At 65.5% G+C, this 26,983-nt stretch carries 28 protein-coding genes; 10 read left to right on the top strand and 18 right to left on the bottom strand.

What is annotated here, in order from left to right:
* The first annotated feature begins 25 nt into the window (after window positions 1-25).
* Window positions 26-562: an AAA family ATPase gene (locus tag FMZ75_RS03055; protein WP_166141261.1), complete on the top strand. Its 537-nt coding sequence runs from the start codon at window positions 26-28 to the stop codon at window positions 560-562.
* A complete protein-coding gene (locus tag FMZ75_RS03050) occupies window positions 559-828 on the top strand; it encodes a hypothetical protein (RefSeq protein ID WP_166141260.1) in 270 nt (89 codons plus the stop codon). Before FMZ75_RS03055 ends, FMZ75_RS03050 begins: the two co-directional genes overlap by 4 nt.
* Before the next feature lie 13 nt (window positions 829-841).
* Here FMZ75_RS03050 and FMZ75_RS03045 read toward each other — a convergent pair whose 3' ends face one another.
* The 14 genes from FMZ75_RS03045 to FMZ75_RS02980 all read right to left on the bottom strand — a co-directional run bounded on the left by FMZ75_RS03045 (window position 842) and on the right by FMZ75_RS02980 (window position 14,237).
* Window positions 842-1,150, bottom strand: a complete 309-nt coding sequence (locus FMZ75_RS03045; protein WP_166141259.1) for a hypothetical protein — start codon at window positions 1,148-1,150, stop codon at window positions 842-844.
* Entirely contained in the window at window positions 1,137-1,631 is a 495-nt protein-coding gene (locus FMZ75_RS03040; RefSeq protein ID WP_166141258.1) for a type ISP restriction/modification enzyme, read from the bottom strand. The genes FMZ75_RS03045 and FMZ75_RS03040 overlap by 14 nt, the downstream gene beginning before the upstream one ends.
* Window positions 1,628-3,874 carry a primosomal protein N' gene (locus FMZ75_RS03035; protein WP_166141257.1) on the bottom strand — a complete coding sequence of 749 codons (2,247 nt, stop codon included), beginning with the start codon at window positions 3,872-3,874 and terminating at the stop codon, window positions 1,628-1,630. The genes FMZ75_RS03040 and FMZ75_RS03035 overlap by 4 nt, the downstream gene beginning before the upstream one ends.
* A 74-nt stretch (window positions 3,875-3,948) precedes the next feature.
* The gene (locus FMZ75_RS03030; protein WP_142861960.1) at window positions 3,949-4,641 is read right to left on the bottom strand and encodes a hypothetical protein; all 693 of its coding nucleotides are present in this window, start codon (window positions 4,639-4,641) and stop codon (window positions 3,949-3,951) included.
* Window positions 4,642-4,758: 117 nt separating this feature from the next.
* Entirely contained in the window at window positions 4,759-5,100 is a 342-nt protein-coding gene (locus tag FMZ75_RS03025) for a hypothetical protein (RefSeq protein ID WP_108917756.1), read from the bottom strand.
* A 245-nt stretch (window positions 5,101-5,345) separates the two neighbouring features.
* A complete protein-coding gene (locus FMZ75_RS03020) occupies window positions 5,346-6,320 on the bottom strand; it encodes a 2-oxo acid dehydrogenase subunit E2 (protein WP_166141256.1) in 975 nt (324 codons plus the stop codon).
* Between the two features lie 2 nt (window positions 6,321-6,322).
* On the bottom strand, window positions 6,323-7,021 hold the full coding sequence (locus FMZ75_RS03015; protein WP_142861961.1) for a hypothetical protein: 699 nt from the start codon (window positions 7,019-7,021) through the stop codon (window positions 6,323-6,325).
* 20 nt (window positions 7,022-7,041) lie between these two features.
* Window positions 7,042-8,484 carry a pyruvate dehydrogenase complex E1 component subunit beta gene (locus tag FMZ75_RS03010; RefSeq protein ID WP_166141255.1) on the bottom strand — a complete coding sequence of 481 codons (1,443 nt, stop codon included), beginning with the start codon at window positions 8,482-8,484 and terminating at the stop codon, window positions 7,042-7,044.
* A gap of 229 nt (window positions 8,485-8,713) precedes the next feature.
* Window positions 8,714-9,751 (bottom strand): pyruvate dehydrogenase (acetyl-transferring) E1 component subunit alpha, encoded by a 1,038-nt coding sequence (gene pdhA, locus FMZ75_RS03005; protein ID WP_166141254.1) that lies wholly within the window; start codon window positions 9,749-9,751, stop codon window positions 8,714-8,716.
* Between the two features lie 150 nt (window positions 9,752-9,901).
* Window positions 9,902-10,255 (bottom strand): septum formation initiator family protein, encoded by a 354-nt coding sequence (locus FMZ75_RS03000; RefSeq protein ID WP_108917752.1) that lies wholly within the window; start codon window positions 10,253-10,255, stop codon window positions 9,902-9,904.
* 44 nt (window positions 10,256-10,299) lie between these two features.
* On the bottom strand, window positions 10,300-11,052 hold the full coding sequence (locus FMZ75_RS02995) for a PopZ family protein (protein ID WP_166141253.1): 753 nt from the start codon (window positions 11,050-11,052) through the stop codon (window positions 10,300-10,302).
* 188 nt (window positions 11,053-11,240) lie between these two features.
* Complete coding sequence (locus tag FMZ75_RS02990; RefSeq protein ID WP_142861965.1) at window positions 11,241-12,665, bottom strand: TolC family outer membrane protein; 1,425 nt, start codon at window positions 12,663-12,665, stop codon at window positions 11,241-11,243.
* A 143-nt stretch (window positions 12,666-12,808) separates the two neighbouring features.
* Window positions 12,809-13,531 carry a protein-L-isoaspartate O-methyltransferase gene (locus FMZ75_RS02985; protein ID WP_142861966.1) on the bottom strand — a complete coding sequence of 241 codons (723 nt, stop codon included), beginning with the start codon at window positions 13,529-13,531 and terminating at the stop codon, window positions 12,809-12,811.
* A 244-nt stretch (window positions 13,532-13,775) separates the two neighbouring features.
* Complete coding sequence (locus tag FMZ75_RS02980) at window positions 13,776-14,237, bottom strand: Rrf2 family transcriptional regulator (protein ID WP_166141252.1); 462 nt, start codon at window positions 14,235-14,237, stop codon at window positions 13,776-13,778.
* Window positions 14,238-14,587: 350 nt separating this feature from the next.
* Between FMZ75_RS02980 and FMZ75_RS02975 the strand changes: the two genes are divergently transcribed.
* Window positions 14,588-15,100 carry an Lrp/AsnC family transcriptional regulator gene (locus FMZ75_RS02975; RefSeq protein ID WP_108917747.1) on the top strand — a complete coding sequence of 171 codons (513 nt, stop codon included), beginning with the start codon at window positions 14,588-14,590 and terminating at the stop codon, window positions 15,098-15,100.
* Between the two features lie 47 nt (window positions 15,101-15,147).
* Window positions 15,148-16,137, top strand: a complete 990-nt coding sequence (gene cysK, locus FMZ75_RS02970) for a cysteine synthase A (protein ID WP_142861967.1) — start codon at window positions 15,148-15,150, stop codon at window positions 16,135-16,137.
* Between the two features lie 106 nt (window positions 16,138-16,243).
* On the opposite strand, the gene FMZ75_RS02965 is transcribed toward cysK, so the two are convergent.
* Window positions 16,244-17,098 (bottom strand): ChbG/HpnK family deacetylase, encoded by an 855-nt coding sequence (locus FMZ75_RS02965; protein ID WP_166141251.1) that lies wholly within the window; start codon window positions 17,096-17,098, stop codon window positions 16,244-16,246.
* A gap of 104 nt (window positions 17,099-17,202) precedes the next feature.
* Here FMZ75_RS02965 and FMZ75_RS02960 point away from each other — a divergent pair, with 104 nt between their 5' ends.
* A complete protein-coding gene (locus tag FMZ75_RS02960) occupies window positions 17,203-18,162 on the top strand; it encodes a glycosyltransferase family 2 protein (RefSeq protein WP_142861969.1) in 960 nt (319 codons plus the stop codon).
* A gap of 313 nt (window positions 18,163-18,475) precedes the next feature.
* Window positions 18,476-20,014: a murein biosynthesis integral membrane protein MurJ gene (gene murJ / locus FMZ75_RS02955; RefSeq protein ID WP_142861970.1), complete on the top strand. Its 1,539-nt coding sequence runs from the start codon at window positions 18,476-18,478 to the stop codon at window positions 20,012-20,014.
* Window positions 20,015-20,022: 8 nt separating this feature from the next.
* Here murJ and ubiG read toward each other — a convergent pair whose 3' ends face one another.
* On the bottom strand, window positions 20,023-20,796 hold the full coding sequence (gene ubiG, locus FMZ75_RS02950) for a bifunctional 2-polyprenyl-6-hydroxyphenol methylase/3-demethylubiquinol 3-O-methyltransferase UbiG (protein WP_142861971.1): 774 nt from the start codon (window positions 20,794-20,796) through the stop codon (window positions 20,023-20,025).
* A 292-nt stretch (window positions 20,797-21,088) separates the two neighbouring features.
* Between ubiG and FMZ75_RS02945 the strand changes: the two genes are divergently transcribed.
* The 3 genes from FMZ75_RS02945 (at window position 21,089) to FMZ75_RS02935 (ending at window position 24,435) form a co-directional block, all read left to right on the top strand.
* A complete protein-coding gene (locus tag FMZ75_RS02945; RefSeq protein WP_142861972.1) occupies window positions 21,089-22,321 on the top strand; it encodes an aspartate kinase in 1,233 nt (410 codons plus the stop codon).
* Between the two features lie 72 nt (window positions 22,322-22,393).
* The gene (locus FMZ75_RS02940; protein ID WP_142861973.1) at window positions 22,394-22,804 is read left to right on the top strand and encodes a DUF2267 domain-containing protein; all 411 of its coding nucleotides are present in this window, start codon (window positions 22,394-22,396) and stop codon (window positions 22,802-22,804) included.
* A gap of 134 nt (window positions 22,805-22,938) precedes the next feature.
* A complete protein-coding gene (locus FMZ75_RS02935; RefSeq protein ID WP_166141250.1) occupies window positions 22,939-24,435 on the top strand; it encodes a methyltransferase domain-containing protein in 1,497 nt (498 codons plus the stop codon).
* A gap of 2 nt (window positions 24,436-24,437) precedes the next feature.
* On the opposite strand, the gene FMZ75_RS02930 is transcribed toward FMZ75_RS02935, so the two are convergent.
* Window positions 24,438-24,857, bottom strand: a complete 420-nt coding sequence (locus FMZ75_RS02930; protein WP_166141249.1) for a hypothetical protein — start codon at window positions 24,855-24,857, stop codon at window positions 24,438-24,440.
* 125 nt (window positions 24,858-24,982) lie between these two features.
* On the opposite strand from FMZ75_RS02930, the gene FMZ75_RS02925 reads away from it, so the two are divergent.
* A complete protein-coding gene (locus FMZ75_RS02925; RefSeq protein ID WP_166141248.1) occupies window positions 24,983-25,861 on the top strand; it encodes an invasion associated locus B family protein in 879 nt (292 codons plus the stop codon).
* Window positions 25,862-25,892: 31 nt separating this feature from the next.
* On the opposite strand, the gene FMZ75_RS02920 is transcribed toward FMZ75_RS02925, so the two are convergent.
* Window positions 25,893-26,900: a methyltransferase gene (locus FMZ75_RS02920; protein WP_166141247.1), complete on the bottom strand. Its 1,008-nt coding sequence runs from the start codon at window positions 26,898-26,900 to the stop codon at window positions 25,893-25,895.
* Between the last annotated feature and the right edge of the window lie 83 nt (window positions 26,901-26,983).

Here is a 26,983-nt window from a genome sequence, read left to right as displayed (position 1 = left end):
CAAACAGCGATCGGGAGACGAGGGCATGACGATAAAGCCGACAGCCTTCCTGCTTCACGGTTTCCTCGGCGCGGGCAAAACCACACTCGCGAAGCGACTGGAGGTGGAGCAAAATGCGCTTCGCTTCACCCATGACGAATGGATGAGCCGGCTCTACGGCGCCGACCCTCCGGAGGCCGAATTCGAGGAGCGCGCCCGCCGCGTCTACGCGGTGATGGAAGACCTTTGGACGCGCAGCATCGATCTCGGGACGAATGTCGTTCTCGATTTCGGTTTCTGGTCGCGAGCCGAGCGAACGCGCGTGCGCGAGCTTGTCGCCTCGCGCGGCGGCAAGCCGGTTCTTTGCCGCCTGAGCTGTCCCGACGATGTCGCCTGGCGGCGGATCGCGCGGCGCAACGAACAGCCGGCGGGAAGTCTCTACATCGCTCCCGCCACGTTCCGGTTGCTGAAAAGCCGGTTCGAATCGCTCGAGCCGGACGAGGATCGCGTGGAGATCGCATCGACGACCGCCGACGGGCAGAGCGCATCGCCGCCGCCGAGGCCGCCGCGCCCCGCTATATGAAGCTCATTCGCGCCCTCGTCGCCGAGGCGGGCCAGCGGCTCGACCGCGTGACCGCCGGCGATCCGACGCACGAATTCGCCGACGCGCCGACGACCGCCTGGTATTTTCTTACCGATCAAGACCTGTTCCACATAGTCGACGCCGGCGGCAAAGCCATCAGTTCCGCGGCCGCTCGACCACCGATCGCGTCTGCGAGATCGACGCGCCGTGAGCGACGGGGCGCGCGTCCGATTGGGGAACGTCGGATCGACTATCGTCGATACTGAGGCCGTGAGGAGCCTATAGCTTGTCGAGGCCGAGACGCTCCAGCTCGATGCGAAATGCGCAGCGCAGCTGCTCAGCCTCGTCCTCGGGAAGCCAATTCGCCATTTGCGGAAAAATCGTGCGATTCATCCGCGTTTCGCGATCGCCCCAAGGCGACTTCGCCTGCGCCGCCCGCACCTTGGCGAGCAGAGCGTGCAGACGCGCGCGCACCTGCGCGGGATCGGGGGTGAAGACGCCGGTATTTGGCCCTGGCTGATCGGCGAAGAGATCGCCCTGCGCGGACGCAGGACGGAAGAGATCGCCGCTCTCCTCACTCGTCGCCATGTTCCGCCGCCTCCGCCAGTCCGAGCGCCGCGCGGTCGAGCGTCGCCCCTGATATGTTCGCGAGCAAACTATCGGCGCGCGCGAAAAGATCAATCAGCTCCGCGATTCTTCCCACAAGATCGCGTAGCTCGCGCATCAGCGCGTGGTCGACCGGAAGCCCCTTTCGCGCGTCGAGCCAGCGATAGAGCAGCCTGTATCCGCTGATGGAGAACGCCCAGACCTCGGCGCTGACGCCGGAAACGCGGCCGCTCCGGTCAGCGCAGAGATAAAGCTCGCTCTCGCTCCAGTCGCTCGCCTCCAACGTCCCCGTCGGCTCGGTCTCGATGCGCGCGACCGCGCGGCCGAGAAAGCTCGGCCCCGGCGGCCGCGCGAAAGTTTCGACCGCCCGAATTTCCCGCCCCAATCGCGCAGCCTCGACAAAGGCGCCATAGTCGCTCGGAAAGGGAACATGAGGAAACACATCATCCAAATCCTCTATCACCAAAAGCTCTGCGGATCGACATCCACCGCCACGCGCACGCCGCCGCGCTCCTTGGGCGCGGCCGCCAGCATGGCGCGCAGATAGGCCTGCAGATCGGCGCTTTTGGGCGCCTTCACCAGCAGGCGGAAACGATAGCGCCCGCGAATGAGCGAGATTGGCGCCTCGGCCGGGCCGAGCACCACGATCTCATCGGCCTCCGGCAGGCCGCCGGCCGGGGCGACGCGATAGCGATCTGTCGAGGGCAGCGAATGCCCCGCCCGCGCCAGAGCACGCGCATGGGTCTCGGCGGCGCCGGCGTCCTTGGCCGAGACGATCAGCGCCGCGAGGCGCCCGAAGGGCGGCAGGCCGGCGCGCTCGCGCAATCGCGTCTCCTGCGCGTAAAAAGCCTCCGCCTCGCCGGAGAGAATGGCGCGAATGACCGGATGGTCGGCCTGCCAGCTCTGAATCAGCGCGCTGCCCGGCTTGTCGCCGCGGCCGGCGCGGCCGGTCACTTGGTTCAGCAGCTGAAAGGTGCGCTCGGCGGCGCGGGGATCGCCGCTGCCGAGCCCGCTATCGGCGTCCACCACGCCGACCAGGGTGAGAAAGGGGAAATTATGCCCCTTGGCGACGAGTTGCGTGCCGATGACGATATCGAAAGCGCCGGCCGCGATCTCGGCGAGCTCGCGGCGCAAGCGCTTCTGCCCGCCCGGAAAATCCGAGGAGAGCACCAGAGTGCGGGCGTCGGGAAAGAGGATCGCCGCCTCTTCGGCGAGCCGCTCGACGCCCGGCCCGCACGCGGTGAGCGAATCCTCCGCCTCGCATTCCGGGCAGATGTGCGGGCGGCGCTCGACATGGCCGCAGTGATGGCAGACCAGCGCGCGGCGAAAGCGATGCTCGACCAGCCAGGCGTCGCAATTCTCGCAGCGGAAGCGATGGCCGCAGCTGCGGCACAAAGTGAGCGGCGCATAGCCGCGCCGATTGAGGAAGAACAGAACCTGCTCGCCGCGCGCGATCGTCTCCTGCGCCTCCGCCACCAGGCGCGGCGCGAGCCAGCGTCCGCGCTCCGGCCCATTGGCGCGCATGTCGATCGCCTCTATCCGCGGCATGGGCCTCGCGTTGGCGCGAGCGGTGAGGCGCAAATAGCCATAGCGGCCGGTCTGCGCATTGACGCGCGATTCGATGGAAGGCGTCGCCGAGGCGAGCACGATGGTCGCGCCCTCAAGCCGCGCGCGCACCACCGCCATGTCGCGGGCGTGATAGGCGACGCCATCCTCCTGCTTATAGGCCGCCTCATGCTCCTCATCGACGACGATGAGCCGCAAATTCGAGAAGGGCAGGAACAGCGCCGAGCGCGCGCCGGCGACGACCTTCACCTCACCCATGGCGACGCCACGCCACAGCCGCGCGCGCTTGCGCTCGGAGACGCCGGAATGCCATTCGGCCGGCTTGTCCCCGAAGCGTGCGGCAAAACGCTCGAGGAATTGCGCGGTGAGCGCGATCTCCGGCATCAGGACAAGCGCCTGCCCGCCGGCGCGCAGAGCCGCCGCGACGGCCTCGAAATAGACCTCCGTCTTGCCGGCGCCGGTGACGCCCTCCAGCAGAAAGGGCCGATAGCCGCCCTGCTCCACCGCGCTCGTCAGCGCCTCGGCGCCCGCGAGCTGCTCGGCCTCCAGCGGCGCGCGCGCAAAATCTGGATCCAGCGCGCCGGCGACGGGCTCCGGCGGCAGAGCGACGGCCTCGAGCGCGCCCGCGTCGACCAGCGCATCGACGACGCCATTGGAGCAGGCCGCCGCGCGGGCGAGCTCGCCCTTGGAGAAAGTGAGGCCGCCCTCCGCCGCCTCTATGACGCGCGCCCGCGCCGCCGTCATGCGCTCGGGCGGCGGGCCTGCGAGCCGATAGCCGACGCGGGGCGTCTCCGGCGCCGCCTCCTCCACCGCGCGGGTGGCGAGGCGCAGCGCCATGCCGCGCGGCGCCAAGGTCCAGCGCGCCACCCAATCGACGAAGCTGCGCAACGTCTCGCCCAGCGGCGGCCGGTCATATTTAGCGATCACGGATTTGAGATTGCCCGGCCCAGCGCCGCCCGCCGGCGCGACCGACCAGACGACGCCGAAGGATTTGCGCGTCGAAAGCGGGACCTCGACGCAATCTCCCGGCGAAAGCCGCAGCGCCGGCGGCGCGTAATAGAAATAGGCCATATCGACGGCCACCGGCAGCAGAATCTCGACGATCTGCGCCCCTTCCCTCGTGTCCGCCTCGCCGCTCATGGGCGCTGTCTTAAAGTGTTTTCGAGCGAAGTGGGAATTGCTTCGCGTGAAGAAAACACGATTTTCGCGAGCGATCAGCGGGCGGCGATCCGCTCCACCGCGTCGCGGCGGGGCTGGGCGAATTTCGTCCGGCTCCTCTCGCTCACCGGCTTGGCGTTCACAGGCTCGACGGCGGCGGGGGGCGCTCCCACATCCAGCTCACTGGTGAAATAGCGAGTCAATTCGGAGACGATCATCGACTTCACATCGGCGCCGAGCGCGGTGACGACCGCACGATAGCAAGCGCTCGGAGGGCCATAGACCTCATGCGTCTTTTGATCGATCAGATCGTCGCGCCGCGTGATCTCGATCAGCTTTTTCTCTTCCAGCGATTTGTCGATGACGGCGAAGAGGCGCGTTCGCGCATCGGCTTTGCCGTAGTCGCATTTGATCGCATCGGCGCCGAGCTTGTCCATGCCGGCGGCGTCGAGCGGAAGGAGATGGATCAGCCGCTCCACCTCGCGCGGTCCGAGCTTTCGCGCGAGGGCGGCGAAATCGTCCGTGGAATTCTTTTTCGCGCCGAGATCGGGATTGATCTCGAAAGCCTTTTGTCCGAGCGCGAGCTTGAAATCGCCGATCTCGACCGACTGCACTCTGGAGAGAAGCATCAGCGCCGAGTCGGGCCGCTGATAGACGATGACCCCGGCTGCGGCGCTCGGCGCGCCGATCGCCGTCGCCAGGGTCGCAGTCTTGAGAAAATCGAACAGTTTCTTGGCAAAATCGCTCATCGCAATGCTCCGTCCCAAAATTTCCGAGCGTTCGATCGCTCGCTTCCAACGCCGAGGATATTGCGGGACGGGGCGGCGCGTTTCTGTGTGTCGACGCACAAGTCGATGAACAATTCGTCAACAAATCTCCGCGGGCCGGCGGACGGCGGCGGGATCGCGCGAGAGCCGCGCGCGCAGGAGATCGATCTCCTTCGACAGCGGACCGGCGCGATCGAAAGCGAGCTGGCCGAGCGGCGCGATGACGGTCTGATGGGCGCCGCCGACGGCGAATTGCGTGACGCACATCACGGCTTCTCCCGTCTCGAATATGGAGGTGACGATACAGTCCGGCGAAAGATCGCCTCGGTGAACGAGGGATTGAGCCTTGCGTCGCAATGTGGGGCGCATCCGCGCCCGAGCCGGAAGAAAATGCGACAGGTCGCGCCAGGCCCCCTGGACGCCGCGCGAAACATTGTCCATCTCGAAATCTCCTCTGCGCAAAATTTTCGTGATTCGGCAGCCGTCGCCGACCGTATGACGACGATCATAGGCCGAAAAGTCTGCCGCCGTCCTGACGGCAAAACGTCTCGGTCGGGGATTTTTTGGAAATTTCGAACAAAAAAGCATATTACGCCGAGGTTACGTGACCTTCATGAAATATTCGCGTTATGTATTATGTATTTATACAAACCGAGGAGGAGAGATCGCGGGGGCGAATCCGCCGCTCATGCGAGCATGGCGGCGGGATGCTCGATCAGCCGCTTGAATTCCGCGAGCAGGGTCGCGCCGAGCGCGCCGTCGACCGCGCGATGATCGACGGAGAGGGTGACGCTCATGATCGTCGCGACGACGGGCGCGCCATTTCTGGCGACGATGCGCTCCTCGCCGGCGCCGACAGCGAGAATCGTCGCGTGCGGCGGATTGATCACGGCGGCGAAATTCTTGACGCCGAACATTCCGAGATTGGAGACGGCGGTCACGCCGCCCTCATATTCATTGGGCTTCAACTTGCGCTCGCGGGCGCGCCGCGCCAAATCCTTCAGCTCGATGGCGATCTCGCGGAAATTCTTGGTCTCGGCGTTGCGCACGATGGGCGTCACCAGCCCGCCGGGGATGGAGACGGCGACGCCGACATCGGAAGATTTGTGCTTCAGCATCGCCGTCTGCGTGAAGGTGACATTGGCGTCCGGGACCGTCTGGAGCGCCAGCGCCATCGCCTTGACGATGATGTCGTTGACCGAGACCTTCCACTCGGGCTCGCCATTGGCGCCCTTGGGCGCGGCGCTGTTGTAATCCTCGCGCAGGCGCAGCAGCGCGTCGATCTCGCAATCGGTCTGCAGCGCGAAATGCGGAATCGTCCGCACCGCCTCGACCATGCGCCGCGCGATCGCCTTGCGCATCGAATCATGCGGAACCTCGGTGAAGGAGCCGAGCGCGAAGAGCTGGCGCACCACGGCGTCGGACATTCCGACCGGCGCCTCGATCGCTGGGGCGGAGGGCGGCGTCGCCACGGGCCGCGCGCCGGAGCCGAGCGCCGATTTCACGTCGCGCTCGACGATGCGGCCATGCGGGCCGGAACCCTTCAGCGCGGCGAGATCGAGCCCATTGTCCTTGGCGAGCCGCCGCGCCAGTGGCGAAGCGAAAATGCGGCCGTCAGCTCCGCCAATACGCCCCCCTATTTCACCTCCAAGCAGCACCATAGCTAAACCTCATCAGAGATATTTTCAGGGGGCGGGAGAAGAATTGGCTCGTCTCCTGGAGGTAGAGAAACCCCTTCTTGCCGCGCTCGTGATCGGCTAACCACTTTTATCATATCTTTCACTTCATCGATTAGTGGCTTTGATTTCTTCGCCATGTCCCCTGCCACGAACGCAACATCACTCATGAACGCAAAGAATCTATCTGTTCGAGTGCCATATTGATCAACCTCCTGGGCAAGCGCGTTTAACCTCTCGAAAAGAGCGTTCTTTTTCCTAACAGGGAGCCCACTTTCATCAATCAGCCGCCTTATTTTTTCTAGATGATCGCGGATCTTTTGCTTTTCTTGCTCATTCAACCTAGCAACACCAAAGGACCCGTCGAAATTTGTAGAAATTTGGTCTATCATTTCGTTAATTTCAGATGAAACGTACCCTTTTACGAATTTTACGCGATTCCCAAGTATATTGTTCGAAATACCTTTTATATTGTGGTCTGTTACGCTATCGAGGTCGTCAATAACGATGTCTAGATTGAATCGAGATGCAAATGTTTTATAGAATAAATAAATACGAACCGCGTCCGGGCTGCCAATCCTGCGTCCTGCCTCAAATATACTAAAAACTCTTTCGGCAAATATGACGAATGCACTGCCGGGGTCGCTTGGCAAGTTCGAAGTTAGTTCTTGAAGTAAGTCAGCCATTTCGCCCCCAGGTAATCAAATTATCTATACAGCGCCGCCTTCGCCGCCGCGATCACATCGGCGACGGAAGGCAGAGCCAGCTTCTCGAGATTGGCGGCATAGGGCATAGGCACGTCCCTGCCGGTGACGCGCAGCACCGGCGCGTCGAGATAATCGAACGCCTCCTCCTGCACGCGGGCGGCGATCTCCGCGCCTATGCCGCATTGCGGCCAGCCCTCCTCCACCGCGACGCAACGGCCGGTCTTCTTCACCGATTCGATGATGGCGGGAACATCCATCGGCCGCAGCGTGCGCAGATCGACGACCTCGGCCTCTATCCCCTCCTGGGCCAGCGCCTCGGCGGCCGAAAGACAATGTGTGACGCCGATGGAGAAGGACACGAGCGTCACATCCGTTCCCGGCCGGGCGATGCGCGCCTTGCCGATCGGGATGAGGAAATCCTCGAGCATGGGCGTGTCCCATTGCTTGCCGTAGAGAATCTCATTCTCCAGGAAGACGACGGGATTGGGATCGCGAATGGCGCTCTTCAAAAGCCCCTTGGCGTCGGAGGCGTTGGAGGGTGCGACCACCTTCAGCCCCGGCACTTGCGAGAACCAGGCCGCATAATCCTGGCTGTGCTGCGCGGCGACGCGGGCGGCGGCGCCATTGGGTCCGCGAAAGACGATGGGGCAATTGATCTGCCCGCCGGACATATAGAGCGTCTTGGCCGCGGAATTGACGATGTGGTCGATCGCCTGCATGGCGAAATTGAAGGTCATGAACTCGCAGATCGGCCGCAGCCCGGCGAAGGCGGCGCCGACGGCGAGGCCGGCGAAGCCATATTCGGTGATCGGCGTATCGACGACACGGCGCGGGCCGAATTCCTGCAGCAGGCCCTGCGTGACCTTATAGGCCCCCTGATATTCGGCGACCTCCTCGCCGATGACGAAGACATTTTGGTCACGGCGCATCTCCTCCGCCATGGCGTCGCGCAGAGCTTCGCGCATGGTCATGGGGATCAGCGTCGTATCGGCGGGAATTTCGGGGACGGCGACGGCGGGCGAGGGAGCGGCGGGCTCGGCCGCAGTCGCGGCCGGCGCAGCGGGAACGGCGGCGACGACGGCCGCCTCCTGCGGAGCGGAGGCCGGAATATCCGGCGCCTTGGCGGGCGCAGGCGCGACGTTCTCGGTGGGGGCGGCGGCCGGCGTCGAAGGCGGAGCCTCCGTGGGGCCGATCTCCTCGCCCTCCTCGGCGATGACGGCGATGGGCGTGTTGACGGCGACATTCTCGGCGCCGCCCGGCACGAGGATGCGGGCGAGCACGCCCTCGTCCACGGCCTCCACCTCCATCGTCGCCTTATCGGTCTCGATCTCGGCGATGACATCGCCGGCCTTGACCTTGTCGCCTTCGTTCTTGAGCCATTTGGCGAGCTTGCCCTGCTCCATCGTGGGCGACAGCGCGGGCATGAGGACATTCACGGTCATGGATTTATCCGCACAATAAAGAGGGCGCGCGCTCCCTTCTCCCACTTGTGGGAGAAGGTGGCCCGGCGAAGCCGGGTCGGATGAGGGCTATCGCCGCGGCAACCGCCCCGGGCCGTAACTCTCGAAGGAGCAGAAGAACAGCGGGCCCTCATCCGACCCTCGCTAACGCGAGGGCCACCTTCTCCCGCAAGCGGGAGAAGGAGAAGAGCACGATGAGCCCGCCTTTCCCTCATAGAACCACATCCGTCCACAATTCGCTCGGATCGGGCTCTGGATCATTGGTCGCGAAATCCGCCGCCTCGGAGACGATACGGCGCACGGCGGCGTCGATCTGCTTCAGCTCGTCCTCGCTCGCTCCGCCGGCCAGCAGACGGGCGCGCACCTGCTCGATCGGATCGTGCTCCTCGCGCACCCGCTGCACTTCTTCCTTCGAGCGATATTTGGCCGGATCGGACATGGAATGGCCGCGATAGCGATAGGTCTGCGCCTCGATGAGGAAAGGCCCCTTGCCGGCGCGGCACCAATCGAGCGCCTCGCGCGCGGCGGCGGCGACGGCGCGCACATCCATGCCGTCGATCTGCCGGCCGGGAATGTTGAAGGCCGTGCCGCGCATCGAAAAATTCGACTGCGCCGAGGAGCGCTCCACCGATGTCCCCATGGCGTAGCGGTTGTTCTCGACGATGAAGACGATGGGCAGCTTCCAGAGCTCCGCCATATTGAAGCTCTCATAGACCTGGCCTTGATTGGCGGCGCCGTCGCCGAAAAAGGTCAGCGAGACGGAGCCGTCGCCGCGATAGAGATCGGCGAAAGCGAGGCCGACGCCGAGCGGGGCCGGCGCGCCGACGATGCCATGGCCGCCATAAAAATTCTTCTCGCGCGAGAACATGTGCATCGAGCCGCCCTTCCCCTTGGAATAGCCGCCCCGCCGCCCGGTGAGCTCCGCCATCACCCGCCTCGGCTCCATGCCGCAAGCGAGCATATGGCCGTGGTCGCGATAGCCGGTGATGAATTGATCTGTGGATTTCGCCGACATTCGCGCGCCGACGACCACCGCCTCCTGGCCGATGTAGAGATGGCAGAAGCCGCCGACGAGACCCATGCCATACATCTGGCCGGCCTTCTCCTCGAAGCGGCGGATCAGCAGCATGGCCCGATAGGCGGAAAGCTCCTGCTCGCGCGTGAAGGCCAAGATGCCGCCCTCGGCCTGCGCGCCTTCGGCCGCGCCGGCGACATCGGCGAGTTTCGCATTCTTATCCGCTGCCGGCATGTCCGCCCGTCCTCGTGGTCGTTCGACACTATCTGGGAGCGCGTGAGGCGAAGAGCGAGCCCTCGTCCCTCCCGCATCGCGGCAAGGGCTCCGCCTCCGGCAGAATAGCTCGAGCACGCGCCGAAAACGAGCCGTCTCGCGGCGCTGTCCTCAGCGGCGCGTGGACGGCGCAGGCGGCGTGAGAATCACGATGTCGTTGCGATGCGCGCGGCCGAGCACCAGACGCGCCTCCTCGTCCAGAATATCGGCGTCGACGACGTCGCCGCGCACCAGCGCGAGCTTACGCTCCCATTGCGCGCGCTCGGCCTTCAGCCCGGCGAGCTCGCCGCGCAATTCGGCGATGCGCTGCTCATATTCGACGCCGGCCTTGAGTCCGCGCTGACCGTTGACGCCGTGCCAGACGAAATAGCTCGCCACGAGCCCCGCCGCTCCGTAGAGCAGCAGGGGGATCACAAAGGAGCGCAGAACATGACGAGCGAACATGCCGCCACTTTGCGCGAACATTGTATAAGCGCCGTTAACGGCCTGGGTCTCGCCGAATCGGGCTGTCAGCGCCGCCCGCGCGCGACCCGCTCGATCTCCGCGCGCACGAGGCGCTCGACGAGATGCGGCAGATTGTCGTCGAGCCATTGCTTCAGCATCGGCCGCAGCATGTCCTGCGCATAGCGCTCGATGAGATCGGCCTCGCTGATGACGATGCTCGCCGCCAGCGCCTGGAAATGCGCGCCGATGGACATGGCCGCGTCGGTCGAGACGAGCGGCGTCGGCTCGCTGTCATTGGCCGGCTCGGCCGGGCTCGGCTCGATGCTCGCCGTCATGGGCTCGTCCTCGGCGCACTCCTCGTCCATATCCTGGACATAGGGCTCCTCGGCCGCCGCGAGAGATTCGTCGAGCGTTTCGTCCACCGCTTCCTCGGCCGTATCTTCCGACCAGCGGCTCTGATCCGCGGATTCGGGCGCGGACGCCTCCGGCTCGGGAGCAGCGCTCGGCCGCAGCCAGAAATCGGCGGGCTTCGCCGGCTCCACCGCCGGGATGGGAGCGGGAGCGGCGGCGACCGGCGAAGGCGCGGCCGGACGCGCGGCCACAGGCGCGCGCGCGGCGGGCGCAGGCGGCGTCTCTTCGCGCTGCTGCGGCTCGGCCGGACGCTTCTCCTTGTCGCGCTCGCGCCTCGCGGCCGGCAAAGCGTCGTCATCGGCGATAATGCGCCGGATCGATGCGAGGATTTCCTCCATCGACGGCTCGTGCGACCTGCGCTCGGCGTCGAGCGCCGGCGCGGTGATCGAAGCGTTCACTGCGCTCATGAGATGTGCTGCTTCCCGTCTCGCAGCGACGGCTTTCGCAATATCGTCGCCGCTCGCTCTCCTCTCCGCTCTTTGCGAGCGTCGATTCGCATCATCGGACGATTCCCCCTTTGGGTGAAACCGCGGGGGTTGTGCGTACGGGAGTTTTCACACGAATTTTTAACGATCGGCGCCGCGCGGCGCGCCGCTCAATGCGCAGCGGACGCGTCGAGGCCGAGCCACATGCCTCTCACTTGCTCGAAATGCGCCGTCGGATCATAGGCGACGACATCGAGCTTCAGATTCGCGGCCGACAATCGGCCGATCGCGCCGAGCGCAGCGTAAGAAGCGACGACGCGGTCGCGCTGCGCGATGATCAGAGCGACGCGCGCATTGAGCAGCGCATATTGCGCATTGAGCACGTCGAGCGTCGTGCGCTGGCCGACCTGCGCCTCCTCGCGCACGCCGCGCAGAGCGATTTCCGCCGCTTTGACAGCGGCTTGGCCGGAGAGAATCGAAGCGCGCGCCGTGTCGAGCTGCGCATAGCTGGAGACGACGCTGGCGCGCACGCTGTCGCGCTGCAGATCGGCGTTGAAGCGCGCCTGGCCCAATTGCTCCTTGGCTTGGCGGATAGAGGCGTATTCGGCGCCGCCCTGATAGATCGGCACGTCGAGCCGTCCGCTCGCGCCGGCGGAGAATTGCCGCGTCGCCGGCGATCCGAGAAAGGAATCATATTGCTGCGAGAGCTGCGCGGCGACGGAGAGCGTCGGCGCCAGCGCGCCTTCCGCCACCTTCACCGCGGAAGCGGCGACATCGACCTGATGCTGCGCGGCGACCACGCCCGGATGCTCGACGATGGCGACTGTGATCGCCTGATCGAGGGACTTCGGCAGCAGCGCCTCGACCGATTGCGCCGGCTGCAGATTTTTCGCCTCGACGCCGATGATCTGGCGATAATTGGCGACGCTGGTCTTCAATTGGCCTTGCGCGCCATAGAGTTCCGTACGCGCCTGGGCGAGCGTCGATTCGGCCTGCGCGACATCGGTGCGCGTCACCTCGCCCACTGCGAATCGGTCGCGCGTGCGCAGAAGCTGCTGCTCCAGCACGGCGACATTGTTCTTGCGCAGATCGAGCACCGCCGTGTCGCGCAGCACATTCATATAAGCGGCGGCGCCATTCTGCAGCGTCGCCTGTTCGGTGAGGCGCATCGCCTCGCGCGCGGCGTAGACGCCCGATTCGGCCTGCCGCACGGAATTGCCGGTGCGGCCGCCGTCATAGAGCGTCTGCGAGAGGCTCAATGTCGCGCCGCGCGGATAGCCGACATATTCGTCATACATATAGGTGCGCTGGCCGGTCAGCTGGCTGCGGCCCGCCGGGATCTTGATGTTGGAGTTCTGCGGCCCGGCGCTCGCCGAAATGCTCGCCTTGGGACGCATTCCGGCGGCGGCCTTGGGCGCCTCCTCATCCCTGACGCGCACATTGGCGCGCTGCTGATTCATGTCGGGATTGCCGTGATAGGCGCGCGCCAGCGCCTCTTTCAGAGTCTCCGCCGCGGCCGACGACGAATGAGCGAGGCCCATGACCAAAAGCCACAGCCCGAGCCAGAACGACGGACGCAATTCGACGATACGCATTCCACAAAGACCCGCTCTGCGACACGGCGCGCTCGGCGCTCGACGAGCCCTACGGCCTACTCACGGAACACGACGCTCGAAACAGGGAATCCGAGCCAGAAGATCGAAGACTTGGATATCGTCGACTTGGGAAATCGCCGCCGTCAGAATACGAAGCCGGGCGCCTTCTCGAAGCCTTCGAGAACGGGCGCAGAGGCGTCGAACAAAGCGCGCGCGCCGGCCGGAGCGCCGCCGGAGCGATCGTAACGGGTGACGGCCCAGCCGGCGTCCGGCTCCGCCTTGGCGATGGCGAGAAGACGGCCTTCGGGGGCGAGCTGCTCGAAAAGACGCTCGAGACCGGCCTCCACCGCGCCTTGCACGAGGATGACGTCGAAGGGCGCAGCCGAGGGAACGCCAGCGGCGAGCGGGCCGGTCTCGACGCGGACATTCCCGACGCCGAAGAATTGCAGATAGGCGCGCGCCGTCGCGGCGAGGCGGGCGTCGTCCTCGAGGGCGACGATCTCGCGCGCCAGCGGCGCGAGCAGCGCCGAGGAGTAGAAAGTGCCGCCGGCGATATCGAGCACGCGATCGGTCTCGCGAATCTCGGCGTCCTGGAGCAGACGCGCGAGCACCAGCGGCGGCAACAGCGCGCGCGCGAGGCGGCCGTGCTCGTCCTTGAGGGTCAGCGCGAGATCGGAATAGGCGAGCGGGGCGAGATCGTGCGGCAGGAAAATCTCGCGCGGCACGGCGAGGAAGCGCCGCAGCAGCGGCAGATCCGTCACATCGAATGTGCGCAACTGCCGCTCGACCATCGTCTGGCGCAGGGCGGCGGTCGCCGCGCCTTGTTGCGAATTCGTCTCTGCGTGGAGCTCAGCAGCTTCGGCCATCGACCTTCCGGCGTCGCGCCGGCCTCTCGCGGGGTCTCGACGACGGCCGCCGGTCCGCCGCGGGCGCCCCGCATATTGAAAAGACGCCAAAATTCCAAAGAAGGCGTTCGGACGGGCCGGCTCCTCTCGCCGAACGCTTTCGCTCGCGCCGCGCTGCAAGAGCTCGGCCGTGCGCTTTATAGGTTCGCGCCGCGTCCATGTCCATGGCGACCGGACGCCCTCCCCCGATTCCGCGCGAGCGCCGTCAGTTTCGCTCGAGTTCGGACACGAGCGCGCCGGCCGGGCCGTCCTCGCCGAGCGCCCGCATCTGCGCGAGCGTGCAATTGTCGAGCACGCTGGCGATGGCGTCGCGCGCCTCGAGCATCAGGAGCCGCACCGTGCAATGGACCTCGTCCTCGCAATCGTCGCAGCGGCGATAGACGGTGCGGCTGGCGCATTGGATCGGCGCGAGCGGTCCGTCCAGCACTCTTATGACGGCGCCGACGCGTATCTCCTGCGCAGAACGGGCCAGCGTGTAGCCGCCGCCCTTGCCCTTCTTGGAATGGACGAAGCCGGCGTTGCGCAGCTCGCCGAGAATGGCGTCGAGAAACTTCTTGGGGATCTGATTCGCCGCGGCGATATCGGTGACGAGCGAGGTCCGCCCCGGCTCGAAACCGGCCAGATAGACCATCGCCTTCAATCCGTATTTCGCTTTCTTCGTCAACATGAAGCGGCGTCTCCTCGGGTCCGCATAGCCGGCGTGTAGGGTGAAATTTTCTCCGGCGAGCAGATTCTACAGCAAATTGGCGCCATTTTGCGCCGCTTGTCCACTGGCGGCCCGGCGGCCCTCGACGCCGCGCCAAGCGGCGAGTTTCTTCTACAGCCTATGTTATTCGTAGACAAATCAGCGATTAAGCCGCGCTCACCCCAGCGCGGCGGGCAATTCGACCGCGGTCGCGCCATTTCCCGCCGTCATAGCCGTCGGGCCGCGAGCCGCCTCGGCCGTCGCTTCTTTCTTGACATGTTATAGTATTTTTGTGGACTATAGGAAAATCTTTCTCGAACGCCGGAAGCGCCATGGACGCCATCGACCGCCACATTCTCTCGATTCTCCAGGAGGACGCCTCTCTCTCCATCGCCGACATAGCGGCGCAGGTCGGGCTGTCGCAGACGCCCTGCTGGAAGCGCATCCAGCGGCTGGAGGCGAGCGGCGTTCTGCAGGGACGGGTCGCTCTGCTCTCGCCCGAGAAGCTCGGTCTCGGCCTCAGCGTCTATGTCTCCATCGTCGCCGGCGAGCATTCCGACGCCTGGCTCGATCGCTTCACCCGTTCGGTCGCCGCCATGCCGGAGGTGGTGGAGTTCTATCGCATGGCGGGCGACGTCGATTACATGCTGAGGGTGGTCGTCTCCGACATGATCGCCTTCGACGAATTCTATAAGCGCCTCATCGCGGTCGCGCCTCTGCGCAATGTGGTGTCGCGCTTCGCCATGGAGCGAATCAAGGCGACGACGGCTCTGCCGCTCGAAACCGCTCCGCCGATCGCATTTCCCCGCGCGCGCCGGGTGGCCGAAGAGGCCGTCGCAGGATAAGCTCGCGACAAGCGCGTCAGCGACCGACATAATTCGAGGAGCAACCCATGTCAGAGGTAGTAGCAGCGCCGATTTTCAGCCAATCGGAAAAACCCGGCCGCGGCCGTATCTATGATTCGATCACGCAGACGATCGGCGATACGCCGCTCGTGCGTTTCGACCGTCTCGCCAAGGAGAAGGGCGTCAAAGCCAATCTTCTCGGCAAGCTCGAATTCTTCAATCCGCTCGCCAGCGTCAAGGATCGCATCGGCGTCAATCTGATCGACTCGCTGGAAAAGAGCGGCCGCATCGCGCCCGGCCGCAATCTCTTGATCGAGCCGACCTCCGGCAATACGGGCATTGCGCTCGCCTTCGTCGCCGCCGCGCGCGGCTATCGCCTCGTTCTGGTGATGCCGGAATCCATGTCGATCGAGCGTCGGCGCATCCTCGCCGTGCTCGGCGCCGAGCTGGTGCTGACGCCGGCCGCGCAGGGCATGAAGGGCGCCGTGGCCAAGGCCACCGAGCTCGCCGCGGAAAATCCCGACGCGGTCATTCCGCAGCAGTTCGAGAATCCGGCCAATCCCGAAATCCATCGCGTCACCACGGCCGAAGAGATCTGGAACGACACCAAGGGCGAAATCGATTATTTCGTCTCCGGCGTCGGCACGGGCGGCACCATCACCGGCGTCGGCCAGGTGCTGAAGCCGCGCCGCCCCAGCCTCAAGGTCGTCGCCGTGGAGCCCGAGGATTCGGCGGTGCTCTCCGGCCGTCCGCCGGGACCGCATAAGATTCAGGGCATCGGCCCCGGCTTCGTGCCGCCGATCCTCGACCGCACGATCATCGACGAGATCGTCACCATCGGCAATCAGACCGCTTTCGAGACCGCGCGTCAGCTCGCCAAATTCGAAGGCATTCCGGTCGGCATCTCGTCGGGCGCAGCCGTCGCCGCCGCGCTCGAAATCGCCGCGCGTCCAGAGGCCGAGGGCAAGAATATCGTGCTGATCATCCCCGACTTCGCCGAGCGCTATCTCTCGACCGCTCTGTTCGAAGGCGTCTGATCGAACTGCATCGCGCGAAGACCGGCTTCCATTCGCATTGGAAGCCGGTCTTTTCGCTCATGATCCGATCGGCCGCCGTCGAGCGTCGCGGCCGACGAAATCGTTTTCAGACTTCCCGCCTCAACCGGCCGAGCGCGGCGCTGCGATTGAGCATCACGTCTTCGAAGCGTGGCGAGAGCAGAAAGGCGAGCTCCTGCTCGCGCGTCACGGTCACCGGATCTTGCGCGCGCAAATCCTCGTCGACGCGGCCGGGATGACACATCACGAGATGCCGCTCGCCGGGCGCGCGCAAATAGGTTTCGAATTGCGCGGCGTAATCGCTCTGCGGATCGAAATCGGAAAAGCCAGCGAAGCCTTCGTTGAGCAGAAAGCCGCGCGCCACCGCCTCGCGCCGATAGCCGCGCCCGATGGCGCGCACCGCCAGAGCCTTGCGCATGTCCGAGCCGCGAATCACGATGCGATGCATTCGATCGCCGGCGTCGCGCAGCCACAGCTTCTCGCCGGTGAGGCCGCGCTTCTCCAGCGCGTCGAACAGCGCCGTGCGCACGCCGGGCAGCGCATGAACATGCTGATGCCCGTCGAGATGGTCCGGCGCGCGGCTCATCACCGCATAGAATCGGTCGATCTGGCGGTCGATCTCGGCGCGGATCTCCTCCATCGGCAGCTTTCCGCGCATGGCGGCGCGAATCACCTCGCGCAAAGGCGGAAACACGCCGCCCGGCGCGAATTTCGGCATATTGGCGAGCGGGCGCCCGAGGGTCAGATTGAAATGCACGCCGATATCGGCGTCATGGCGGCGGCGCGCCAGCTCCCGCCCCATAGCCGGCCAGCGATCGACATTGGTGAGCGCGGAGACCGCCGTCAGCCGCCCGGCGTCCAGCGCCTCGAGAATGCCGAGGCTGACGCCCATGGAGAGACCATAATCGTCCGCGCAGAGCGCGACCGCACGTTGCGCCGCCATCTTCTGTCCTGCCCTTCCCCCACCGCGGCGCGCTTGCGCATTTTCGCGCGCCCGCCTAGGTCTTGCCCGTTTCTCTTGCCCGGTTCGAACCTATAAGGCGAGCGATGGACGATAAAGCCGAAAATCCGCCTCCGGAGATATCCGTAGCCATTCCGGTCTTCAATGAGGCGGCCAATCTCCGCCCGCTCGTCGCAAGGTTGAAGCCCGTGCTGGAGCGCTGCGCCGCCTCTTTCGAGATCGTCTTCGTCGACGACGGCTCCTCCGACGAAACGCTCGCGGGATTGCGCGAATTGCATGAGGAGGACGCCCGCGTCAAAGCAGTGTCCTTCAGCCGCAATTTCGGCAAGGAGATCGCTATCGCCGCCGCTCTCGACCACTCCCGCGGCGCAGCCGTTGTGCTGATGGACGCCGATCTGCAGCATCCGCCGGAGACGATCGCGCAATTCGTCGCCAAATGGCGCGAGGGCTATAAGAACGTCTATGGCGTGCGCCGCGACCGCGCCGGCGAGCCGCTGCTGCGATCGCTCTTCGCCAATCTCTTCTATGGCCTGTTCGATCGTTTCGGCGAGACGCCTCTGCCGCGCGGCGCCGGCGATTTTCGCCTGCTCGACCGCCAGGCGATCGACGCGCTCTCGCGAATGCGCGAGCGGGCGCGCTTCTCCAAGGGTCTTTTCGCCTGGATCGGCTTCAAATCGATCGGCGTGCCCTTCGAGGTGGAGGAGCGCGCCTCCGGCCGCTCCAAATTCAATTACGCCAAGCTCGTCCGCTTCGCGCTCGACGGGCTGATGTCCTTCTCTTCGGTGCCGCTGAAGGTATGGGCGGTGATCGGAATCACCGTCTCGACCTTCGCGCTCGCCATGGCCGCCTATTATTTCTGGCGCACCGTGTTCTATGGCGTGGATGTCCCCGGCTACGCCTCGCTGATCGTCTCCATCGCCTTTCTCGGCGGAATGCAGCTGTTCTCGCTCGGCGTGCTCGGAGAATATATCGCCCTCATTTTCGCCGAGGTGAAAGGACGTCCGCTCTATCTCGTCGCCGAACGGGTCGGAGTGGAAGAACAATGACGATCCGGCGCGCGCGCCCCACTTCCCTCTCGAGGGCCATTGAAAGCACACATCCTCGCCCCCGCGACGTCATGGCCGGGCTTGTCCCGGCCATCCACGCCGAGACGCCGAGGCGTTTCGAGAAATTTGGCGTGACGCCGAAGCTCCGGCGGCCGCCGTGGGAGGAATCCGTCGATAGCGGGCGCTTTCCTTTGGTTGCTCAGCTGCTTGGCGTGGATGGCCGGGACGAGCCCGGCCATGACGGCCTCAGCGTCTCGCAATGTATGAATCGTAGAGTCATCGAGGAGAGTGTGTATCGCGGGCGCAGGCGCCGATGATCCGCAATCTCCTCTCCGTCGGCGGCTTCACGCTGCTCTCGCGCATCACGGGCTTTCTGCGCGATGTGATGCTGTCGGGCATTCTCGGCGCCGGGCTCGCGGCGGACGCTTTCTTCATCGCCTTTCGACTGCCCAATCATTTCCGCGCCATTTTCGGCGAAGGCGCCTTCAACGCCGCTTACGTCCCCTGCTATTCCAAGGCGCTCGAGCAACAGGGAAAAGACTCGGCGAAAGAATTCTCGAGCGAGGTGTTCACGCTTCTGCTCGCCTCGCAGATTCTGCTGCTCATCCTCGCTTACGCCTTCATGCCGCAATTCGTCGCCCTGCTCGCGCCGGGCCTCGACGATCGGCCGGAAAAATTCGCGCTCGCCGTTTCGCTGACGCGCATCACCTTTCCCTATCTGCTCTGCATGACTCTGGTGACGCTGCATCAGGGCGCGCTCAACGCCAATGGCCGCTTCGCCGCGCCGGCCTTCGCGCCCAATCTGCTCAATCTCTCCATGATGGCGGCGCTCGCCGTCGCCTTTCTCTTTCCGAGCGCGGCCTATGCCGCCGCCTGGGGCGTGACCGTCTCGGGCGTCTTGCAGCTCGCTCTGCTGATGGCCAACGCCCGCATGATCGGCGTGATGGAAGGCCTCGCGCGGCCGCATTGGAATCGCGTGCGCGAATTCTTCCTGATGCTGGGGCCGGCGGTGATCGGCTCGGCGAGCGGGCAGATCGCCATTTTCGCCGATACGATCATCGCCTCCATGCTGCCGGACGGCGGCGTCTCCTCGATCACTTACGCCGATCGCATCTATCAGCTGCCCAATGGCGTCATCGGCCTCGCCGCCGGCACAGTGCTGCTGCCGGAGATGAGCCGCCGCATCGCCGCCGGCGATGAGGACGGCGCCCATGCCGCGCAAAATCGCGTGATGGCGCTGACAGTGGCGCTGGCCGCGCCTTTCTTCATCGCCTTTGTGACGATCCCCGAGCTCATCATGAGCGGCGTCTTCCAGCGCGGCGCCTTCACCCACGCTGACGCCGCCGCGTCGGCGGATGTGCTCGCGGCCTATGGCGGCGGGCTGATGGCGCTGGTGCTGATCGCCTCGGCGCGCGCGAGCTTTCAGGCGCATGGCGACACCAAGACGCCCATGTATGTCGCGCTCGGCGCTGTCGTCGTGAATGTGGGGCTGAAGATCGCGCTCTATGAGCCGATGGGCGCGCCGGGCCTCGCCACCGCGACCTCCGTCGGCCTCTGGCTCAATCTCGCAGCGCTGATCGGCCTCGCGCTGCATCGCGGGGCGATGCGCTTCGACGAGACGTTTTTGCGCGTCTCGATCGCAAGTCTTTGCGCAAGCGCGCCCCTGCTGGCGACGGCCGTCTATGGCTATGGGCCGGCGATGGCGCTGACCGGGGGCCTCGGCCCCTTGCGCGATATCGCCGCTCTGCTGCTGCTGGGCGCGGCGGGAGCGCTCGTCTATGGAAGCGTTCTCGCCTTATGCCTGCGCCTCTTCGGCCTGCGCCTGTCGCAGCTGAGACGGGCAAAACGCTGATCTGCGCGTCAGCCGGACTTTTTCGCCGCCATCATATAATTCACATCGGTGTCGTGGCTCTTGCGCCAGCTGCGCGTCAGCGGCTGGAAGCTCATGCCGGAGCGGTCGATCTCGCGCAGCCCGGCGCGGCGCAGCCAGGCGGACAATTCGTCGGGCCGGACGAATTTGTCGTGGTCGTGCGTGCCGCGCGGCACCCAGCCCAGCACATATTCGGCGCCGAGAATCGCCAGCGCATAGCTCTTCAGCGTGCGGTCTATGGTCGCGAGAAACAGCATTCCGCCGGGCTCGACCAGCGAGGCGAGCGTCGCGACGAAATCGCTCTGTCCTTCGACATGCTCCAGCACCTCCATGGCGACGACGATATCGAAGCGCGCGCCTTCCGCGGCCAGCGCCTCGGCGGTGCTGTTGCGATAGGCGATGTCGAGGCCGGAGCGCTCCGCATGGCGGCGCGCCACCTCTATATTATTGGGCGCAGGATCGACGGCCGTGACCTTCGCGCCCAGCTCGGCCAGCGATTCGCTCAATATGCCGCCGCCGCAGCCGATATCGACGAGCCGCAGCCCGTCGAGCGGCTGCGCGTCATGGCGGTCGCGCGGCGCTCCGTCCATGCGGAAATGGCGGCATGCGTGGTCGCGGATATATTCGACGCGAACCGGGTTGATGTCGTGCAAAATGCCCATCTTGCCCGTGGCGTCCCACCACAGCTCGCCGAGCCGGTCGAAACGGTCGACGTCGGCGGGATCGACGCTGGCGGAATGGGGGCGGTCATGATGATGCGGCACGCTTGTCCTCTTTTGTTCGGCCTCGGCGGCCGCTCTCGCGATCTGGAGCTCGCCCTCATGCGTCGAGACGGCTCCTTCGGAGCCTCCTCGGCATGAGGGAGAGATTGCTCCCGTCACCAGTGGCGCTCCTCATGCCGAGGAGCCCGCGTGGCGGGCGTCTCGAAGCACGCGGAACCCCGCCGCGGCGTTGACACCGGCGGCGGGGGCGTCACATATACGCCCGCTTTTGGTCGGATGCGAGCGGCCATCCGGCTCGCCCGAGCCGGGCCCGTGTTTCCAATCTAGGTCGGTCATGGCTCGTCTGGTGATGAAATTCGGCGGCACCTCGGTCGCCAATGTGGAGCGCATCCGCAATGTCGCGCTCCATGTGAAGCGCGAGGTCGAGGCCGGATACAAGGTCGCCGTCGTGGTCTCGGCCATGTCCGGCAAGACCAATGAGCTGGTCGCCTGGTGCAAGGACGCCGCCGCTCTGCACGATCAGCGCGAATATGACGCCGTCGTCGCCTCCGGCGAGCAGGTGACGGCCGGCCTTCTGGCCATTGCCCTGCAGAATATCGGCCTGTCCGCGCGCTCCTGGCAGGGGTGGCAAATCCCGATCCTGACCAGCGACGCCCATGGCTCTGCGCGCATCCAATCGATCGACGGGTCCGCTCTGCGCGCCGGCTTCGATCGCGGCGAGGTCGCCGTCATCGCCGGCTTCCAGGGAATTCACCAGCCGAGCGGCCGCATCACCACACTCGGCCGCGGCGGCTCGGACACCAGCGCCGTCGCCGTCGCCGCTGCGATCGAGGCGGACCGCTGCGACATTTATACGGATGTCGACGGCGTCTACACCACCGATCCGCGCGTCGTGCCCAAGGCGCGACGCATGGAGCGCATCGCCTTCGAGGAGATGCTGGAGATGGCCTCGCTCGGCGCCAAAGTGCTGCAGGTGCGCTCGGTGGAGGTGGCCATGGTGCATGGGGTCCGCACCTTCGTCCGCTCGTCTTTCGACGATCCGGCCCGTCCCAACAGCGGCACGCTGATCTGCAAAGAGGAGGATATTGTGGAAGCCCAGGTCGTGACCGGCATCGCCTTCTCGCGCGACGAGGCGCAGATCACCCTTCGCGGCGTCGCCGACAAGCCGGGCGTGGCGGCCGCCGTCTTCGTGCCGCTGGCCGAGGCCGGCGTCAATGTCGACATGATCGTGCAGGTCGCCTCCGACGCGACCATGACCGACATGACCTTCACCGTGCCCGCCGCCGAATATGAGCGCTGCCTCTCCATTCTCGAGAAGGCCAAGCCCTCGATCGGCTATGCAGGGCTCACCGGCGCCAAGGATGTGGCGAAGGTCTCGGCCATCGGCATAGGAATGCGCAGCCACGCCGGCGTCGCCGCCCGCGCCTTCAAGGCGCTGGCCGACAAGGGCGTGAACATTCGCGCCATCACCACTTCGGAGATCAAATTCTCCGTGCTGATCGACGCCGCCTATACGGAGCTCGCAGTGCGCACGCTGCATTCGCTCTATGGCCTCGACGCCGAGTGAGGCCGCTGCGAATTCGTCGCAATCGCCGCGTAACTGTCGAGACCGAGCTTATTTTAAAAGTAGGAGCCGAGCATGGATGAATTGATCGCCCGCATTTCCGCAGCGCTCGGCGTCGAGCCCGAGACGGCGCGCCTCGCCGCCGGCCATGTGCTCGGCTTTTTCCGCAAGGAATTCCCGGACGGTCCGGCGGCCGATCTCATCGCCAAGCTGCCCGGCGCCGAGGAGGCGATCGCCGCGGCCGAGGCGGCTCCGGCGGCGGATGGCGGGCTGCTCGGCGGTCTGTTGGGCGGGCTCGGCGGCCTCGTCGGCGGCTCCAAGGGCGATCTGATGGCGCTCGCCGGACGACTCTCCAGCGTCGGCCTCTCCATGGATCAGAGCCAGGCGCTGGCCAAGGAGTTCTTCGCCCATGCCGAGGGGCTGGTCGGCAAGGACAAGCTGAAGCAAATCACCGATTCCGTGCCGGGGCTGTCGCAGTTTTTATGAGGTCGTTTTCGTTCGGCGGACAGACGCGAACCTTCAGGCTCGCTCTTCGGCTCCGATGAAGGAGACCGCCAGGCAAGCCTGACGACAGCTCGGCGCGGCAGAATATGTCCCGTTTGTTTCGGGAGCATAGCCGCATGAGTCTGCATATTTCCCCTCCGTCGCCGCCGGACCTCGTCGACACGCTCGCTGTCTGGCGCGCGCGCTTTCCTCGTTTCGCTGAAATGATCGACGCCGGCGAATCGCCGGTCAAAGCTTTGCGCTATCTCGGCCTCGGCCTCTGGCAGGAGGGCGATGTGACCGGCGCCGTCGCCGCTCTGACGACGGCGGCCTCGTTGACGCCCGAGGACGCCCATCTCCTCGCCGATCTCGGCGCGGTGCTCTGGCTCGACGGCCGCAAGGCCGACGCGCTGCAATGTTTCATCGCCTCGCTGGAGCGCGATCCGAGCCGCACTCAGGTCTGGCTCACCGTCGCCAGCCTCTGCAACGAGATCGGCGAGACCGCCACCGCCGAGCATTCCTATCTCGCGGCGCTCGATCTCGACCCCGCCTGCGCAGAGGCGGCGACCGGGCTCGGCCTCATCTGCCTCGAGAGCCGCCGCTATGACGAAGCTGTCACGCTGCTGCGCGGCGCGCTGGATCGCGGCGTCGCCACCCCCGGCCTCTACGCCTGCTATGGTCAGACGCTCTACCTGATCGGCGAGTTCGCGGCCGCGCGCGCGGCGTTGCAGCGCGCCGCCGAGGCGCTGCCCGAAGAAGCGCCGATCGTGCGCAAATTCGCCCTCGCCGCTTTTGTGGAAACGGTGATCGCAGCGTCGCCGGAAGAGGCCTTCGCCGCCTATCGGCGCGCCGCCGGCCTCCACGCGGAGGAGGACGAGCGCGTCGCCCGCTCCGCCTTCCAGGCGCTCTGCGGCTTCGGCCGAAAGGAAGCGGCGATCCACCTCGGCGAAGCGCTGCTGCGCGGGGCGCCGGACGATCCGATCATCCCCCATCATCTCGCCGCATTGCGCGGATTGCGGAGCGAGCGCGCGTCGCGCGCCTATATCGCCGCCTGCTTCGACAAATATGCGCCGGACTTCGATCGGCATCTCGTCGAGACGCTGGGCTATCGCCTGCCCACGACATTACAGCCGCTGCTGGCCGAGACCGCGCGCGCCTTCCCGCGCATTCTCGATCTCGGATGCGGCACCGGCCTCGCCGCCGAAATGCTCGCCGGCTTCGGCGAGGAGATCGTCGGCGTCGACCTCTCCCCGCGCATGTTGGAGAAGGCGCGCGAACGCCGGATCTATGCGCGGCTGGCGGAGCAGGACGTCGAGGATTTCCTGGAAGCCGATGGCGAGCGCTTCGATCTCGTCGTCGCGCTCGACCTGCTGATCTATTTCGGCGACCTCTCCGCTCTGTTCGCGAGCGTCGCGGCGCGCCTCGCCCCGGGCGGGGTCTTCGCGTTCAGCATAGAGACGGGGTTCGGGACCGATTATGCGCTCACGCCGACAGGCCGGTTCAGGCATGATCCGGCCTATGTCGAAAAATTGTGGGAGAAAGATTTCGTCCCGCTGGTCTCGCGGGAGACGACGATCCGCATAGAAGCCAACCGGCCGGTCGACGGCCGGCTGGTCCTGCTGCGGCGGCGTTGAACCTATAGCTCGTCCTGCGCCGCCTTCGCCTGCTTCAGCAGCGCGTCGGCGGCGATGATCTTGTCCTTGTCGGGATCATGCGCCACAGCGCCGAAATCCTTCGCCAGCGCGGCGCTGAACGCCAGGGCCGCGATCTTCTCGCGGGGGTCGCTCGACCATTTGATCGCGACTTGCGCATCGCGGCCGCCGATCGCCTCGGCGATTTCCGCCGGCAGGGCCACGGCGGGGTCGCGCTCTGCGAAGCGAATGTCGAAGCCGGCGTCCTCGCCGTCGAATGTGCAGGGCAGATAGCCCTCGACGGCGAAAGGGGCGTAATCGTGATCCAGCGAGACGGCGATCTTGGTCGCGTCGATCGCCTTTTGATGAGCGGCGCGGTCCGGCAGCTTGCCGCGCTCGATGTAGAGAATGTGCCGTCTGGCCATGGAAACATCCTGTCTCGCGCGCCTCATTCGCGCGCTTGCGCCAAGCAGGAAACATTCCACTATGACAATGTCGCAGCCTTCGCCGCCACTGGTTCGCCACAGGCTCGGGCGATAGACTTCGCTCTATGATTCGCCCTTCTTTCCTTCCTCTCCTTCTCGCCGCCGGCCTCGGCCTCACTGTCGCGGCGCCGGCGCTCGCCAAAGAAAAGCCGGCGGCCGAGGATGCGGCCTCCGACGCCAAGGCCGACAAGAAGAAGCCCGCCAAGCCGGACCCGAAGAACGCGGAGCCCGCCAAGAAAACGGATCCCGGCAAGCCGGGCGACGCGAAGAAGCCGGCCGACGCCAAGAGCCACGCCGACAAGAAGCCGGCCGACGCCAAGAAAAACGCCGAGACGAAGAAAGGCGCCGAAGCGAAGAAAACCGCCGAAGCGAAAAAGCCCGCGGCGGCGGAGGAAGAGCCGGACGCCAAAAGCGGCAAGGACAAGAACGGCAAGGACAAGAACGGCAAGGCCGCCAAGGCCGGCAAGGAAAAGCCGGCCGAGAAGGAGAAGGCCGGCGCCAAGACGCCGACCGCCGTCGGCTCCTATGGCGATTGGAACGCCATGACCGCGCATGGGCAAGGCAAGGACAAGACCTGCTATGCGCTCGCCGAGCCGAAAGACCGCCAGCCGGCGAAATTGCAGCGCGACAAGGCCTATGTCTTCATCTCGACCCGGCCGGCCGAGGGCGTGCGCAATGAGGTGGCGATCATTCTGGGCTTTGCGGCCAAGGACGGCGCCGCCGCCAGCGCAGACATAGACGGCGGCAGTTTCGAGCTCGTGACCAAAGGCTCCAACGCCTGGGTGAAGAATCCGGCGAAGGAGAAGGAATTCGTCGAGGCGCTGAAGAGCGGGACCAAGCTCACCGTCAAGGCGCCCTCCGCCAAGGGCAATGTCACGACCGACGTCTATTCGCTGAAAGGCCTCTCCGACGCGCTCGGCCGCGTGCAGAAGGAATGCCCCTGAGCCGCGTAAGCCGCGCCATATCGGAAACGCCTCACCTCACGCCGATGACCATCGAATCCGGCCCCAATAGATGCTCGACGCGAGTCTGCGCGAAGCCGGCGTCGCGCATCCAGCCCAGGCAATCCGCGCCTGTGTAATCGAAGCCGCCGGGCGTCTCGATCAGCATGTTGAGGCTCATCAGCAGACCGAAGGCGTTGGTCTTGCGCTCGTCGTCGATCAGCGCTTCATAGACGATGAGCGCCCCGCCCTTCGGCAACGCCTCATAGGCTTTCGCCAGCAGCAGGCGCTTCTCCTCGAGATTCCAATCGTGGAGAATATGCCCCATGACGATGACGTCGACCTTGGGCAGCGCATCCTCGAAGAAATCGCCCGGATAGAAGCGCAGCCGATCGGAGAGCCCGTTCTGCGCGATGAAATCGTCGAACACCGGCTGCACTTGCGGGAGATCGAAGCCACCGCCGGTCAGATGCGGATGCGCGCGCGCGACCGTGACGGGAACCATGCCCTGCGCGCAGCCGACATCGACGAAAGTCTTGTAGTCCCGCCACGGGAATTTCGCGGCGATGGCCTGCGCCGGACCGGCGCTTATGCCGCTCATCGCGGTGAGGAAGCCGCGCAGCTTTTCCGGATCGGCGTAGAGCGCGCCGAAGAAATCCCCTTCGGCGGCGTTCTCGCTCTGCGCCGCGCCGGTGCGCAACGCCTCGGTGAGGCGGTTCCAGCTCGAGAACAAGCGCAGATTGGACATTTCCAATATCTGCCCGACATAGCTCGGCTTGGCGCGATCGAGGAAGAGGTCCGTCTCCGCCGTATTGCGATAGAGGCCGTTCTCGCGCTCGAGCATTCCGAGCGCCACCAGCGCATCGAAGAAATCGCGCGCCGAACGCTCATGCAGGCCGAGGCGGACGCGCAGCGTTTCGGCGTCGGCCGGGCCTTCGGCGAGAACGGTGAAGAGGCCGAGCTCGACCGCCGAGAGCAGAGCCTTGGAGTTCCAGAAGCCGAGACCGAGACCGAGGATTTTTTCCGGTGAGAGCTGGCTCATCTTTGTCCTCAATTTGGAAGATCGATTTGGAATCTCGACGCGCGTCTCCTTCTCCCACAAGTGGGAGAAGGGAGTTCCCTTGC

Origin of the sequence: Methylosinus sp. RM1, assembly GCF_011378635.1 — a bacterium.
Taxonomy (GTDB): domain Bacteria; phylum Pseudomonadota; class Alphaproteobacteria; order Rhizobiales; family Beijerinckiaceae; genus Methylosinus; species Methylosinus sporium.
Note: the sequence above shows the minus strand (reverse complement) of the source record. Positions and strands in the feature narration are given on the sequence as shown.

Coding starts and splice junctions, on each gene's coding strand:
- FMZ75_RS03050 (WP_166141260.1), top strand. CDS start 559: ATGAAGCTCATTCGCGCCCTCGTCGCCGAGGCGGGCCAGCGGCTCGAC.
- FMZ75_RS02930 (WP_166141249.1), bottom strand. CDS start 24,857: ATGGCCAGACGGCACATTCTCTACATCGAGCGCGGCAAGCTGCCGGAC.
- FMZ75_RS02975 (WP_108917747.1), top strand. CDS start 14,588: ATGGACGCCATCGACCGCCACATTCTCTCGATTCTCCAGGAGGACGCC.
- murJ (WP_142861970.1), top strand. CDS start 18,476: ATGATCCGCAATCTCCTCTCCGTCGGCGGCTTCACGCTGCTCTCGCGC.
- FMZ75_RS02965 (WP_166141251.1), bottom strand. CDS start 17,098: ATGGCGGCGCAACGTGCGGTCGCGCTCTGCGCGGACGATTATGGTCTC.
- FMZ75_RS02935 (WP_166141250.1), top strand. CDS start 22,939: ATGAGTCTGCATATTTCCCCTCCGTCGCCGCCGGACCTCGTCGACACG.
- FMZ75_RS02990 (WP_142861965.1), bottom strand. CDS start 12,665: ATGCGTATCGTCGAATTGCGTCCGTCGTTCTGGCTCGGGCTGTGGCTT.
- FMZ75_RS03045 (WP_166141259.1), bottom strand. CDS start 1,150: ATGGCGACGAGTGAGGAGAGCGGCGATCTCTTCCGTCCTGCGTCCGCG.
- FMZ75_RS03020 (WP_166141256.1), bottom strand. CDS start 6,320: ATGGTGCTGCTTGGAGGTGAAATAGGGGGGCGTATTGGCGGAGCTGAC.
- FMZ75_RS02995 (WP_166141253.1), bottom strand. CDS start 11,052: ATGAGCGCAGTGAACGCTTCGATCACCGCGCCGGCGCTCGACGCCGAG.
- FMZ75_RS02985 (WP_142861966.1), bottom strand. CDS start 13,531: ATGGCCGAAGCTGCTGAGCTCCACGCAGAGACGAATTCGCAACAAGGC.
- cysK (WP_142861967.1), top strand. CDS start 15,148: ATGTCAGAGGTAGTAGCAGCGCCGATTTTCAGCCAATCGGAAAAACCC.
- FMZ75_RS03035 (WP_166141257.1), bottom strand. CDS start 3,874: ATGAGCGGCGAGGCGGACACGAGGGAAGGGGCGCAGATCGTCGAGATT.
- FMZ75_RS02945 (WP_142861972.1), top strand. CDS start 21,089: ATGGCTCGTCTGGTGATGAAATTCGGCGGCACCTCGGTCGCCAATGTG.
- FMZ75_RS02920 (WP_166141247.1), bottom strand. CDS start 26,900: ATGAGCCAGCTCTCACCGGAAAAAATCCTCGGTCTCGGTCTCGGCTTC.
- FMZ75_RS02960 (WP_142861969.1), top strand. CDS start 17,203: ATGGACGATAAAGCCGAAAATCCGCCTCCGGAGATATCCGTAGCCATT.
- FMZ75_RS03025 (WP_108917756.1), bottom strand. CDS start 5,100: ATGGACAATGTTTCGCGCGGCGTCCAGGGGGCCTGGCGCGACCTGTCG.
- FMZ75_RS03010 (WP_166141255.1), bottom strand. CDS start 8,484: ATGACCGTGAATGTCCTCATGCCCGCGCTGTCGCCCACGATGGAGCAG.
- pdhA (WP_166141254.1), bottom strand. CDS start 9,751: ATGCCGGCAGCGGATAAGAATGCGAAACTCGCCGATGTCGCCGGCGCG.
- FMZ75_RS03055 (WP_166141261.1), top strand. CDS start 26: ATGACGATAAAGCCGACAGCCTTCCTGCTTCACGGTTTCCTCGGCGCG.
- FMZ75_RS02925 (WP_166141248.1), top strand. CDS start 24,983: ATGATTCGCCCTTCTTTCCTTCCTCTCCTTCTCGCCGCCGGCCTCGGC.
- FMZ75_RS03015 (WP_142861961.1), bottom strand. CDS start 7,021: ATGGCTGACTTACTTCAAGAACTAACTTCGAACTTGCCAAGCGACCCC.
- FMZ75_RS02980 (WP_166141252.1), bottom strand. CDS start 14,237: ATGTTGACGAAGAAAGCGAAATACGGATTGAAGGCGATGGTCTATCTG.
- FMZ75_RS02940 (WP_142861973.1), top strand. CDS start 22,394: ATGGATGAATTGATCGCCCGCATTTCCGCAGCGCTCGGCGTCGAGCCC.
- FMZ75_RS03000 (WP_108917752.1), bottom strand. CDS start 10,255: ATGTTCGCGCAAAGTGGCGGCATGTTCGCTCGTCATGTTCTGCGCTCC.
- FMZ75_RS03030 (WP_142861960.1), bottom strand. CDS start 4,641: ATGAGCGATTTTGCCAAGAAACTGTTCGATTTTCTCAAGACTGCGACC.